Annotated in this window: 13 protein-coding genes; 12 read left to right on the top strand and 1 reads right to left on the bottom strand. The window is 61.4% G+C overall.

Annotation, left to right across the window (positions count from 1 at the left end):
• The 11 genes from ACRESJ_RS12035 to madM form a co-directional block, all read left to right on the top strand.
• Nucleotides 1–2,822 (top strand): hybrid sensor histidine kinase/response regulator (locus ACRESJ_RS12035; protein ID WP_431758085.1); only part of this gene is annotated, 2,822 nt, incomplete at its 5' end.
• Nucleotides 2,815–3,285 carry a chemotaxis protein CheW gene (locus tag ACRESJ_RS12030; protein ID WP_431758084.1) on the top strand — a complete coding sequence of 157 codons (471 nt, stop codon included), beginning with the start codon at nucleotides 2,815–2,817 and terminating at the stop codon, nucleotides 3,283–3,285. The genes ACRESJ_RS12035 and ACRESJ_RS12030, both read left to right, overlap by 8 nt.
• A gap of 254 nt (nucleotides 3,286–3,539) precedes the next feature.
• Nucleotides 3,540–5,210: a malonate decarboxylase subunit alpha gene (gene mdcA / locus ACRESJ_RS12025; RefSeq protein WP_431758083.1), complete on the top strand. Its 1,671-nt coding sequence runs from the start codon at nucleotides 3,540–3,542 to the stop codon at nucleotides 5,208–5,210.
• Nucleotides 5,211–6,086 (top strand): triphosphoribosyl-dephospho-CoA synthase, encoded by an 876-nt coding sequence (locus ACRESJ_RS12020; RefSeq protein WP_431758082.1) that lies wholly within the window; start codon nucleotides 5,211–5,213, stop codon nucleotides 6,084–6,086.
• A complete protein-coding gene (locus ACRESJ_RS12015) occupies nucleotides 6,086–6,385 on the top strand; it encodes a malonate decarboxylase subunit delta (protein ID WP_431758081.1) in 300 nt (99 codons plus the stop codon). The genes ACRESJ_RS12020 and ACRESJ_RS12015 overlap by 1 nt, the downstream gene beginning before the upstream one ends.
• A complete protein-coding gene (locus ACRESJ_RS12010) occupies nucleotides 6,378–7,229 on the top strand; it encodes a biotin-independent malonate decarboxylase subunit beta (protein WP_431758080.1) in 852 nt (283 codons plus the stop codon). Before ACRESJ_RS12015 ends, ACRESJ_RS12010 begins: the two co-directional genes overlap by 8 nt.
• Nucleotides 7,226–8,029 (top strand): biotin-independent malonate decarboxylase subunit gamma, encoded by an 804-nt coding sequence (gene mdcE / locus ACRESJ_RS12005; protein ID WP_431758079.1) that lies wholly within the window; start codon nucleotides 7,226–7,228, stop codon nucleotides 8,027–8,029. Before ACRESJ_RS12010 ends, mdcE begins: the two co-directional genes overlap by 4 nt.
• The gene (locus ACRESJ_RS12000; RefSeq protein ID WP_431758078.1) at nucleotides 8,023–8,643 is read left to right on the top strand and encodes a malonate decarboxylase holo-ACP synthase; all 621 of its coding nucleotides are present in this window, start codon (nucleotides 8,023–8,025) and stop codon (nucleotides 8,641–8,643) included. Before mdcE ends, ACRESJ_RS12000 begins: the two co-directional genes overlap by 7 nt.
• A complete protein-coding gene (mdcH, locus tag ACRESJ_RS11995; RefSeq protein WP_431758077.1) occupies nucleotides 8,640–9,551 on the top strand; it encodes a malonate decarboxylase subunit epsilon in 912 nt (303 codons plus the stop codon). Before ACRESJ_RS12000 ends, mdcH begins: the two co-directional genes overlap by 4 nt.
• A 64-nt stretch (nucleotides 9,552–9,615) precedes the next feature.
• Nucleotides 9,616–10,032, top strand: a complete 417-nt coding sequence (gene madL / locus ACRESJ_RS11990) for a malonate transporter subunit MadL (RefSeq protein WP_431758076.1) — start codon at nucleotides 9,616–9,618, stop codon at nucleotides 10,030–10,032.
• A gap of 1 nt (nucleotide 10,033) precedes the next feature.
• Nucleotides 10,034–10,798, top strand: coding sequence for a malonate transporter subunit MadM (madM, locus tag ACRESJ_RS11985; protein ID WP_431758075.1), 765 nt, complete (start codon nucleotides 10,034–10,036; stop codon nucleotides 10,796–10,798).
• Nucleotides 10,799–10,937: 139 nt separating this feature from the next.
• On the opposite strand, the gene ACRESJ_RS11980 is transcribed toward madM, so the two are convergent.
• Entirely contained in the window at nucleotides 10,938–11,852 is a 915-nt protein-coding gene (locus ACRESJ_RS11980) for a LysR family transcriptional regulator (RefSeq protein ID WP_431758074.1), read from the bottom strand.
• 131 nt (nucleotides 11,853–11,983) lie between these two features.
• On the opposite strand from ACRESJ_RS11980, the gene ACRESJ_RS11975 reads away from it, so the two are divergent.
• A partial coding sequence (locus ACRESJ_RS11975; RefSeq protein ID WP_431758073.1) for a hemolysin III family protein occupies nucleotides 11,984–12,167 on the top strand: 184 nt, incomplete at its 3' end.

Below are 12,167 nucleotides of genomic sequence, written 5' to 3'. Positions count from 1 at the left end.
CTGTAGGAGCGAGCTCGCTCGCGAAAGACTCAAAGACACCGCGTTTATCCAATGACAACACGTCATCGTTAACGCCCATCGCGAGCGAGCTCGCTCCTACACGGGACCGAGAACTGGACGACGAAATCGTTTCAATCTTCCTCGAAGAGGCGGTGGACATCCTCGAAAGCGCCGCTCTGGCCTTGCAGCGCTGGTTGATCGATCCAAACAACACTGCGCAACTGTCTTCCCTGCAGCGCGACATGCACACCCTCAAGGGTGGTGCGCGGATGGCCAAGGTCGAGCCGGTCGGTGACCTGGCCCATGAACTGGAAAACCTTTACGAAGGATTGGTCGACCGCCGCCAGAGCTTTAGCGAAGTGCTGGCGCAGTTACTGCAACAGAGTCATGAACGGTTGGCGCAGTTGCTCGGGCAGTTGCAGAACCATCAACCGTTGGGCGACCCGAGTGAGCTGGTCGAGGCGATTCACGCGTTCCGTCAAGGTCACGCCGCCCATCCCGACTTAGTCGAACCGCAGGCCGATAACGACTCGACCCACCATGACACCGAATTGCTGGACATCTTCCTCGAAGAAGGCTTCGACATCATCGAAAGCTCCGGCGCGGCGTTGGTGCGCTGGCAGGCTGAACCCTCGAGTCGTCAGGAAGTGGAAACCCTGCTGCGCGACCTGCACACCCTCAAGGGTGGTGCGCGCATGGTGGAGATCACCCCGATAGGTGATTTGGCCCATGAGCTGGAGTTTCTCTACGAAGGCTTGTCTACCGGTGTCCTGAAACCCACGGGGGCGTTGTTCGAACTGCTGCAACGCAGCCATGACCGACTGGCGCAAATGCTCGATGCGGCCCGCGCCGGTGAGCCGTTGCCACCGGCCGACCGACTGATCGATGCGATCAAGAACTTCAGCCATCCGGCGGTGCCCGAAACGCCGATTGCGGCGCCTTCTGCGTTGCCGGCAGCGGTAAAAGCCGAGGCTCCATTGCTGCAACCCGATGCCGGCGCGGACATGGTCAAGGTCTCGGCGGAACTGCTCGATGACCTGGTGAACCTGGCGGGTGAAACGTCGATCTTCCGTGGCCGAATCGAACAGCAGGTCAGCGATGCACAAGTGGCGCTCAACGAGATGGAAACCACCATCGAACGGATGCGCGACCAGCTGCGTCGTCTCGATACCGAAACCCAGGGCCGGATCCTCAGCCGTCAGCAAGTCGACGCCGAACGCTCGGGCTACGAAGAGTTCGATCCTCTGGAGATGGACCGTCACTCGCAACTGCAGCAACTGTCGCGGGCATTGTTCGAGTCCGCCTCCGACTTGCTCGACCTCAAGGAAACCCTCGACCGACGCAATCAGGACGCGGAAAACCTGCTGCAACAGCAAGGCCGCATCAACACCGAGTTGCAGGAAGGCTTGATGCGCACGCGCATGGTGCCGTTCGAACGGATGCTGCCGCGTTTGAAACGCATCGTCCGCCAGGTGGCCGAGGAGTTGGGCAAGGACGTTGAGTTCGTGGTTGGCAACGCTGAGGGCGAGATGGATCGCAACGTGCTCGAACGCATGGCGGCGCCGCTGGAACACATGCTGCGTAATGCCGTGGACCATGGCCTTGAGCCCGCCGAAGTGCGGATGGCGGCAGGCAAACCGGCGCAAGGGCGGATCACCCTCGACCTGATGCGCGAGGGTGGCGACATGATTTTCGATATCCGCGACGACGGTGCCGGTGTGCCGCTGGAGGCGGTGCGGCGCAAGGCGATCAAGCGTGGTTTGCTGGAGCCGGACAGCGAAATCAGCGACCGCGATGTCCTGCAACTGATCCTGCAACCGGGTTTCTCCACCGCCGAGAAAATCACCCAGATCTCCGGGCGCGGCGTCGGCATGGATGTGGTGCAAGAAGAAGTGCGGCAGCTGGGCGGCAGCATGAGCATCGATTCGGTGCCGGGGCAGGGCGTGCATTTTCGCATTCGCCTGCCGTTTACGGTGTCGGTCAATCGCGCACTGATGGTGCAATGCTTCGATGATCAATACGCGATCCCGCTGAACACTATCGATGGCATCGTTCGCGTGCTGCCCAACGAGCTCGAAGGGCACTTTCGCCTCGATCCGCCGACCTACGAATACGCTGGGCAACGCTACGAACTGTGTTATCTGGGGGAGCTGCTGAAAACCAGTCCACGACCAAAACTCTTGGGCCAGAGCCTGCCGCTGCCGGTGCTGCTGGTGCAATGTAACGAGCGTCATATCGCGGTGCTGGTCGATGCCATGGCGGGCACTCGCGAGATCGTGGTCAAAAGCCTCGGTCCGCAGTTCGCAGCGGTGCAAGGTGTCTCCGGGGCGACGATTCTGGGAGATGGCCGGGTCGTGCTGATTCTGGATCTGCTGGCGCCGATCCGCGCCATGCAGGTCCGTGTGCCGCAGCGCCCGACAAGTCATGAAGTCGAGGCCGAGCCACAGCGTCCGTTGCTGGTGATGGTAGTCGATGACTCGGTCACGGTGCGCAAGGTCACCAGCCGCTTGCTCGAACGCCACGGCATGCAGGTGCTCACCGCCAAGGACGGCGTTGACGCGATGCTGTTGCTGGAAGAACACACACCGGACCTGATGCTGCTGGATATCGAGATGCCGCGTATGGACGGCTTCGAAGTGGCGGCCCAGGTGCGCAACGATGAGCGATTGCAGCACTTGCCGATCATCATGATCACCTCCCGCACCGGCCAGAAACACCGCGACCGGGCCATGGCTCTTGGCGTCAATGACTACCTCGGCAAGCCGTACCAGGAATCAGTACTGCTCGAAAGCATCGCCCTGTGGAGCAAAACCCATGCTTGAACGGCTGATCAACCCACGCACCAGCGAACTCACCGGCCTCGTATTGCCGCTGGCCGACCGCAACCTGATCCTGCCCAATGTGGCTGTGGCCGAATTGATCGATTACCAACCAGCGGCGTTCGATCTGGATACGCCGCCATGGTATCTGGGGCGGGTCACGTGGCGGAACCGGCAGATCCCGTTGCTCAGTTTCGAGTCGGCATGCGGACAAAAAATCGTCATCGGCGAGCGCGCACGGATCGTCATCCTCAATGCACTGGGGGGCCGGCCTGAACTGAAGTTCATTGCGATGCTGGTGCAGGGTATTCCGCGCTCGTACAAGCTCGACAGTCAGTTGAGTTATGTCGACGTGCCTTTGTGCACGCTGGAAAAAGCGGCGGTGCAGGTGGCTGATCAGGTGGCGAAGGTGCCGGATTTGTTGGGGTTGGAGGAGTTGTTGGTGGATGCGGGGTTGGGGGCCTGACTGGGTTGTTGTGTTGGTTTCACTGGCCTCTTCGCGGGCAAGCCCGCTCCCACAGTTTTTTCGGTTGTTCACACATTTCGCGTACACCCGCAATCCTGTGGGAGCGGGCTTGCCCGCGATGAGGCCGGCCCTGACAACCCACCACTAAAAGCAACTATTACTCTGACCGTAACGATCCACCACTCTGCTTGATTGATGCCCCACGCCCAACACTCCTAATGTAGCTCCACGACAGCGAACCCCGTGGAGTGGTCATGACAACAATAATATCCCCCGACTCGCGATGGACGCGGCGGCGCAGCGAAAAGCAGCGGCGTCTCGAACAGGTGCGAGGTCTTGCCGACGGCGTGGTGTTGCCCACCGAAAAAATCGTCGCGGCGCTTGAGGCGTTGATCCTGCCGGGTGACCGTGTGGTGCTGGAGGGCAACAACCAGAAGCAAGCGGATTTCCTCTCTCGCTCCCTGGCCAAGGCTGATCCGGCCAAGCTCCACGATCTGCACATGATCATGCCCAGCGTCGGCCGCTCGGAGCACTTGGACCTCTTCGAACGCGGCATCGCCCGCAAGCTCGATTTCTCCTTCGCTGGCACCCAAAGCCTGCGCATCAGCCAACTGCTTGAAGATGGCTTGCTGGAAATCGGCGCGATCCACACCTACATCGAACTCTATGCACGGCTGGTGGTCGACCTGATTCCCAACGTCGTGCTGTCTGCCGGTTTCATGGCTGACCGTGCTGGCAACATTTACACCGGCCCGAGTACCGAAGACACCCCGGCCCTGATCGAACCGGCCGCTTTCAGCGACGGCATCGTCATCGTTCAGGTCAACCAGTTGGTGGACGATGTCAGCGACCTGCCTCGCGTGGACATTCCGGCATCCTGGGTCGATTTCGTGGTGGTGGCGGACAAACCGTTCTACATCGAGCCGCTGTTCACCCGCGACCCACGGCACATCAAGCCTGTGCACGTGTTGATGGCGATGATGGCGATCCGTGGCATCTATGAAAAACACAACGTGCAGTCCCTCAACCACGGCATTGGTTTCAACACCGCCGCCATCGAATTGATCCTGCCGACCTACGGTGAATCCCTCGGACTCAAGGGCAAAATCTGCCGCAACTGGACGCTCAACCCACACCCTACGCTGATCCCGGCGATTGAAAGCGGCTGGGTCGAAAGTGTGCATTGCTTCGGCACCGAACTGGGCATGGAAAACTACATCGCCGCCCGGCCCGATGTGTTCTTCACGGGGCGCGATGGCTCCCTGCGCTCCAATCGGATGTTCAGCCAACTCGCCGGGCAATACGCGGTGGACCTGTTCATCGGCGCCACCCTGCAAGTCGATGGTGACGGCCATTCCTCCACCGTGACCCGTGGCCGACTGGCCGGTTTTGGCGGGGCGCCGAACATGGGCCACGATCCGCGCGGCCGTCGACACGGCACACCGGCTTGGCTCGACATGCGCAACACCGAGTCAGCCGAACCCATGCTTGAGCGCGGCAAGAAGCTGGTGGTGCAAATGGTCGAAACCTTCCAGGAAGGCGGCAAACCGACTTTCGTTGAAACCCTCGACGCTGTTGAAGTGGCGAAAAAAAGCGGCATGCCACTGGCGCCGATCATGGTTTACGGCGACGACGTCACCCACCTGCTGACTGAAGAAGGCATCGCCTATCTGTACAAGGCGCGCTCGCTCGAAGAACGCCAGGCCATGATCGCCGCCGTCGCGGGCGTGACTGCCATCGGCCTGCGTCACAACCCCAAAGACACCGCGCGCATGCGCCGTGAAGGCCTGATCGCCTTGCCCGAAGACCTCGGCATCCGCCGTACCGACGCCACCCGCGAATTGCTCGCCGCTAAAAGCGTGGCCGATCTGGTGGAGTGGTCCGGTGGCCTCTACAACCCGCCCGCCAAGTTCAGGAGCTGGTAAATGCACGCATTCAACCTGCAACCGCAAACCCTGAGCCTGGCCGAACGGCTGGCGGACATGGCGGTGGACGCGCTGATCGACGAAGCGGACCTGTCGCCCAAACCTGCGTTGGTAGACCGCCGCGGCAGTGGCGCTCATACCGATCTGCACCTGGGGCTGATGCATGCCTCGGCGCTCGCCCTGTGGCCAGCGTTCAAGGAAATGGCCGAAGCGGCCATCGAGATCGGGGAGATCGGTTTGCCACTGCGCGAAGCCGTGGGCCGCATTGGTCGTGAAGGCGAGCAAGCCATGCTCGTCACCACCAGTGGAGTGAACACCCATCGCGGGGCGATCTGGGCCTTGGGCCTGCTGGTCACCGCGGCGGCACTGGGGCCTCAATCCTGCGGCGCAAACAGTGTCACATTGCGGGCTGCACGTTTGGCCTTGCTGGATGACCGTTACGCGCCGCGCTCCCTGAGCCACGGTGCGCAAGTCGTCCAACGTTTCGGCGCGCGCGGTGCCCGTGAAGAAGCCCAACTGGCTTTTCCGGCGGTGACCCAGCGGGCCCTGCCGCAACTCAAGCTCAGCCGCGCCAACGGGCACGGTGAGCAGAACGCCCGTCTCGATGCCCTGCTGGCAATCATGACCACGCTGGCCGACACCTGCGTGCTGTACCGCGCTGGCGAAGAAGGCCTGCACACCATGCAGCGCGGCGCCCAAGCAGTGCTCGATGCCGGTGGCAGCGCCAGCCTCGCCGGGCGTCGTCGGCTGCATGAGCTGGACCAACAACTTATCGCATTGAATGCCTCGCCCGGTGGCGCTGCCGACTTGCTCGCCGCCTGCCTGTTCATCGACCGCATCGAGTCGTGCGATGGCCTCATTCAGGGAGTTTTGTAATGGAAACCTTGTCCTTTGAATTCCCTGCCGGGCAGCCGCCACGCGGTCGCACGCTGGTGGGTTGTGTCGGCTCCGGCGATCTGGAAGTGCTGATCGAACCGGGCCAGGCCGGCAAGCTGACGATCACCGTGCAGACCTCGGTCAATGGCAGTGAACACCGCTGGCAGCATCTGTTCGCACGGATGTTCGACGGTCAGACGCCACCGGCCATGGACATCGATATCCATGATTTCGGCGCCACGCCCGGTGTGGTTCGGCTGCGTCTGGAACAAGGCTTTGAGGAGATCGGCCATGACTGACAGCGCCGCGTTGCTCAACAAACACAGCTTCGTCGAACTCGGCGCCCGGCAGCGCGCCAAAGCGCTGCTCGATGCCGGCACCTACCGCGAATTGCTCGACCCGTTCCAGCGCGTCATGTCGCCATGGTTATCACGTCAGGGTGTTGTGCCGCAGGCCGATGATGGCGTGGTGATTGCCAAGGGCAGCCTCGGTGGCTTGCCAGTCGTGATCGCGGCCATCGAAGGGGCATTCCAGGGCGGCAGCCTCGGTGAAGTCGGCGGGGCAAAGATTGCCGGCGCGCTGGAACTGGCCGCCGAGGACAACCGCAACGGCATCCCGACCCGCGCCGTGTTGCTGCTGGAAACCGGCGGTGTGCGCTTGCAGGAAGCCAACCTTGGCTTGGCGGCGATTGCCGATATTCATGCGGCGATTGTCGACTTGCGCCAATACCAGCCGGTGATTGGCGTGGTGGCAGGCAGCGTGGGGTGCTTTGGTGGCATGTCGATTGCCGCTGGGTTGTGCAGCTACTTGCTCGTCACCCAGGAAGCGCGCCTTGGCTTGAACGGCCCACAGGTGATCGAGCAGGAAGCGGGGCTTGAAGAGTACGACTCCCGGGATCGCCCGTTTATCTGGAGCCTGACCGGTGGCGAGCAACGTTTCGCCAGTGGTCTGGTGGATCGTTATGTCGAAGACGACGTGGCGCTGATCCAGCAGCAAGTCAGCGAGTTGCTCCAGCAGGGTTTGCCGGCACAACAACGCAGTCGTCAGGCCGACCTGTTCCTGCAACGGCTGGCGCGTCTGGATGCCACACCGCAAATCGAGCCGTCAGTGGTTCGCGATCTGTATCAAGGAGAGCGCTCATGAGTTCGTATTCCCTGAGAGGCTTGAACTGGTTCAACGCCTTGAGTGCCGATGCCACGCCGATCGACGGTTTGCCGGCCTCGCTGAAAGTGGCCGATGGGTTGCTGGCTGGTCAGCCCGTGCGCTTCATTGCCGTGGTGGCCGATCCTGAAAACCGTTTCATCCGCGCTCGCAATGGCGAGGTGGGTTTGCTCGAAGGCTGGGGCCTGGCCAAGGCAGTGGATGAAGTGATCGCCGCCGACCAGGACAAACCGCACAAGCGCGCCTTGATCGCCATCGTCGATGTGCCGAGCCAGGCTTACGGTCGTCGCGAAGAAGCCCTTGGCATTCATCAGGCGTTGGCGGCGGCTGCGGACAGTTACGCCCGTGCTCGTCTGGCCGGGCATGCGGTCATCGCTCTGCTGGTGGGCAAGGCAATGTCCGGAGCGTTTTTGGCCCACGGTTATCAGGCCAATCGCTTGATCGCCCTGCGTGATCCAGGGGTGATGGTGCATGCCATGGGCAAGGCATCGGCAGCACGGGTGACTTTACGCAGCGTCGAAGAGCTTGAAGCCCTGGCCGCCAGTGTGCCGCCAATGGCGTATGACATCGACAGCTATGCCAGCCTGGGTTTGTTGTGGGAAACCCTTTCGGTGGAGCAGATAGAGCAGCCGACATCATCGGATCTGGACCGCGTCAGCGAATGCCTGAATCAGGCGATTGGCGATGTTACCGGGAAGGGTGCTGATCTCAGCGGTCGCCTCGGCGCAGCCAACCGTGCGGCATCGAGCAAGGTCCGCCAATTGCTGAGAGAGCAGTGGTGAGCGCGTTTCTCGCCCACGACCTGCTCTGGGGAATGACCCCGGAGCAGTTGCCTACAGATGCGCCTGCGTGGGTGGCCGAATCGCTCGGCGCAGGGCAACCGGTGGTGGTACGGCGGGCAGTGTCGACGGCGAATCACATCGCGGTGGGTGTGCGTGGTCGATTGCGTGAGCAGCGTTTTGCAACGTCGATTGCGATTGCGGCGATCACCCGTCGCGTCACGCCCGAGGCGCTCTGCCATGTTGATATCCAACGTGACCTGCCGGCCCTTGAAGCCTTGGCTCAATTGCGTCCCGAACTGGATGCTTGCGGTTCGGTCTGGGGTGTCAGCGGCAGTGCCGGGTTCGAGCTCGCCAGCGGTTTTGAAGCCCTTCATGAGGGAAGCGACCTGGATCTGATTCTGCGCACGCCTCAACCGTTGGCGCGTGGTCAGGCTCGTGAATTGCTGGCATTGCTCGATGCAGCCAAGTGCGTGGTGGACATGCAACTGCAGACACCCTTGGGCGCGGTTGCCTTGCGCGAATGGGCCGGGTCTTCGAGTTGTGTCCTGCTCAAGAATGCAACGCAAGCCTGCCTGGTCATCGACCCGTGGAACCCGCAGGAGCAAGCAGCGTGAGCAGCTTGTGGGTGTTCCCGGGGCAAGGCGCGCAGCAGCCAGGCATGCTCCAGCGTTTGCCTCGGGAAACGCTGATCGAGGCCAGCGACGTGCTGGGTGAAGACGTTCGGCTGCTGGATTCTGCCCAGGCGCTGCAGTCCACGAGAGCGGTGCAGCTTTGCTTGCTGATCGCTGGCGTGGCGGCTTCGCGGCAGTTGTCGATGACGCCGGACTATGTCGCAGGGCTTTCCATCGGCGCCTATCCGGCAGCGGTGGTGGCCGGTGCCCTGGACTTCAGCGATGCGCTGCATCTGGTCAGCCTGCGCGGTGAACTGATGCAGCAGGCTTATCCACAGGGCTATGGCATGACGGCGATTATCGGCCTTGATCTGGCGACGGTCGAAAGTTTGTTGGCGCAGGTTCATCGTGTCGACAGACCGGTTTATCTGGCCAACATCAATGCCGATAACCAGGCGGTGATTGCCGGCAGTGACGAGGCGATGAAGGCCGTGGCCGAGCTGGCAAGAAATCGTGGCGCCGGGATGGCCAAGCGTTTGGCAGTGAGCGTGCCTTCGCATTGCCCGTTGCTGGAAGAGCCGGCGCAGAATCTTGCCCAAGCCTTCGCCAAGGTGTCACTGCAAGCACCGAAAATCGGGTATCTGAGCGGTAGTCGTGCGCGACCGGTGATCAACGTCGAAGCGCTGCGCGACGACCTCGCCTTCAACATGTGCCGCGTGGTGGATTGGCGCGGCACCGTACAAAGCGCTTACGAGCGCGGCGTGCGTCTACAGATCGAACTGCCGCCCGGTGCGGTGCTGACCGGGCTGGCGCGCCGGGTGTTCGAGCAAGGCACCGTGATTGCCTTCGACGGTGCTCGACTCGATACCTTGCAGGCGCTGTTGCGTGAGGAGGGAGGCCGCCACTTCTAAATCACCGACTCAGGCTTCGAACAACAAAAACAACATTCGACGATGCACTTTGAGGACTACAAAAATGATTATTTACGGTGTGGCGCTGCTCGCGATCTGTACGCTGGCAGGGGTAATCATGGGTGACATGCTTGGCGTATTGCTGGGCGTCAAATCCAATGTCGGTGGAGTCGGGATCGCGATGATCCTGTTGATCTGCGCACGGCTGTGGATGCAAAAACGCGGCGGCATGACCAAGGACTGCGAGATGGGCGTCGGCTTCTGGGGCGCCATGTACATTCCGGTGGTGGTGGCGATGGCCGCGCAACAGAACGTGGTTACCGCGCTGCACGGCGGCCCGGTGGCGGTGCTGGCGGCGATTGGTTCGGTGGTGGTTTGCGGTTGCACCATTGCCCTGATCAGCCGGACCCACAAAGGTGAACCCTTGCCCGATGAACCGGTGGAAGTAGCACCGACTGGCGCACCGGCAGGAGGTCGCTGATATGTGGGATCTCATCGAGAAAGGCCTGGAGCACAACGGTCTGGTCACTGCATTCGCCTTCGTCGGCGTGATCATGTGGGTATCGGTCATCCTCTCTAAACGCCTGACCTTCGGGCGCATTCATGGCTCGGCGATTGCCATCGTCATCGGCCTGGTGCTGGCCTGGGTCGGCGGCACCCTGACAGGCGGGCAAAAAGGCCTGGCGGACCTGACGCTGTTCTCCGGTATCGGTTTGATGGGCGGTGCGATGCTGCGGGACTTCGCCATCGTTGCGACGGCGTTCGAAGTACAGGCCACCGAAGCGAAAAAGGCCGGACTGATCGGCGTGATTGCCTTGTTGCTGGGCACGATTCTGCCGTTCATTGTCGGCGCCTGCATGGCGTGGGCATTCGGTTATCGCGATGCGGTGAGCATGACCACCATTGGCGCTGGTGCGGTGACTTACATCGTCGGGCCAGTGACCGGCGCGGCGATTGGCGCGAGCTCGGATGTGATGGCGTTGTCGATTGCCACCGGGTTGATCAAGGCGATTCTGGTGATGGTGGGTACGCCGATGGCCGCGCGCTGGATGGGCCTGGATAACCCGCGTTCGGCGATGGTGTTCGGTGGGTTGGCCGGCACCGTGAGTGGTGTGACGGCGGGCCTGGCGGCGACGGATCGGCGGTTGGTGCCTTATGGGGCGCTGACGGCGACCTTCCATACCGGGCTTGGGTGCCTGCTTGGGCCTTCGCTGTTGTACTTCATTGTTCGTGGGATTGTCGGTTGAACCGTTAAATCCTCATTGAATGTTCCGACGCCATCGCGGGCAAGCCCGCTCCCACAAGAGTTTTGGGTGTATACACAATCTGTGTATCACCTCAGAACCTGTAGGAGCGTGGCTTGCCCGCGATGCAGGCGAAACGGTCTCAAGCCTGGCGATTGGCATACATCCGACACTCCGCCAGCAACGCCAGCAGATTCGGATCGCGTTCCTTGGCTTTGAGAAACACCACGCCGATGTGCTGCTGCAACCGATACTTTTCCTGCAATGGAATCAGCTTCACCCGGTTCTCGTACACCGCCGCAATCCTCCCCGGCAGCAACGCATAGCCCACCCCTGAGCTGACCATGCTTAACAGGGTGAAGATGTCGTTGACCTGCATTGCTACCTTCGGATCGAACCCCGCCTGCTCGAATACCCGCTTACCGTCCTGGTGCGTAGCGAAGCCCTGGGTCAGGGTGATGAAGGTCTCGTCGCGCACCTCGGCCAGGTCGACTTCGGTGCGTTGCGCAAACTTCGAATCGGCGGGCGTGGCGAGAAAAATGTCGTCGGAGAACAGCGGGATCTGCTCACAGTCAGGATCGTTGACACTGTCGTCCAGAGACACCAGGATCGCGTCAACTTCCATGTTCTTGAGCTTGTACAGCAGGTCGATATTCGAGCCCAGGATCAAGTCGATGTTGAGTTCGCTGCGGCGGATTTTCAGGCCCATGATCAGCTGCGGTACGGTCTTCACCGTCAGCGAATACAGCGAGCCGAGCTTGAAGCGTTCTGCGGAAAACCCAGCGGCTTCACGGGTCAGGCGCACCGTTTCGACGACATCCTGAATCAGCTTCTGCGCCCGCTCTTCCAGCACATAGGCGCTTTCCAGTGGCGTAAGGTTACGGCCTTCGTGTTTGAACAGCGGGCAACGCAGGGCACTTTCCAGGGAATGAATGGCCCGGTGCACGCTGACGTTACTGGTCTGCAACTCAGCGGCAGCCCGGGCCAGATTGCCGGTGCGCATGAAGGCCAGGAACACCTCGAGTTTTTTCAGGGTCAACTCTTCATCGATCAGCATGGGCCGGACTCTTTTTGGAATGACTCGATTGTGCCCAATTACGCCGGGCCCGTCGTACAGAAACATTGCGCTTTTACGCTCCAGGCCTGAGCCTTGCGCGTTGCGGTAATGAAATTCGAGGTGAGCAACACATGTATCACGGGGAACGATTGAATGCCTGGACGCATCTGGTCGGGGCAGTGGCGGCGTTTGTGGGAGGGGTGTGGCTGATTGTGCTTGCCAGCCTCGACGGCAGCCCGTGGAAGATTGTCAGCATGGCGATCTACGCCTTTACCTTGATGGTGCTTTACAGCGCGTCGACCGTGTACCACAGCG

The sequence above is a fragment of the Pseudomonas sp. genome (assembly GCF_050739655.1).
In the GTDB taxonomy this organism is placed as follows: domain Bacteria; phylum Pseudomonadota; class Gammaproteobacteria; order Pseudomonadales; family Pseudomonadaceae; genus Aquipseudomonas.
The sequence above is the reverse complement of the archived record's forward strand: the minus strand, read 5'-3'. Positions and strand labels throughout refer to the sequence as shown.

Excerpts from the sequence above, each read along its gene's own strand:
- madL (WP_431758076.1), top strand. The coding sequence starts at position 9,616 with ATGATTATTTACGGTGTGGCGCTGCTCGCGATCTGTACGCTGGCAGGG.
- mdcE (WP_431758079.1), top strand. The coding sequence starts at position 7,226 with ATGAGTTCGTATTCCCTGAGAGGCTTGAACTGGTTCAACGCCTTGAGT.
- ACRESJ_RS12020 (WP_431758082.1), top strand. The coding sequence starts at position 5,211 with ATGCACGCATTCAACCTGCAACCGCAAACCCTGAGCCTGGCCGAACGG.
- madM (WP_431758075.1), top strand. The coding sequence starts at position 10,034 with ATGTGGGATCTCATCGAGAAAGGCCTGGAGCACAACGGTCTGGTCACT.
- ACRESJ_RS12015 (WP_431758081.1), top strand. The coding sequence starts at position 6,086 with ATGGAAACCTTGTCCTTTGAATTCCCTGCCGGGCAGCCGCCACGCGGT.
- mdcA (WP_431758083.1), top strand. The coding sequence starts at position 3,540 with ATGACAACAATAATATCCCCCGACTCGCGATGGACGCGGCGGCGCAGC.
- ACRESJ_RS12010 (WP_431758080.1), top strand. The coding sequence starts at position 6,378 with ATGACTGACAGCGCCGCGTTGCTCAACAAACACAGCTTCGTCGAACTC.
- ACRESJ_RS11980 (WP_431758074.1), bottom strand. The coding sequence starts at position 11,852 with ATGCTGATCGATGAAGAGTTGACCCTGAAAAAACTCGAGGTGTTCCTG.
- ACRESJ_RS12030 (WP_431758084.1), top strand. The coding sequence starts at position 2,815 with ATGCTTGAACGGCTGATCAACCCACGCACCAGCGAACTCACCGGCCTC.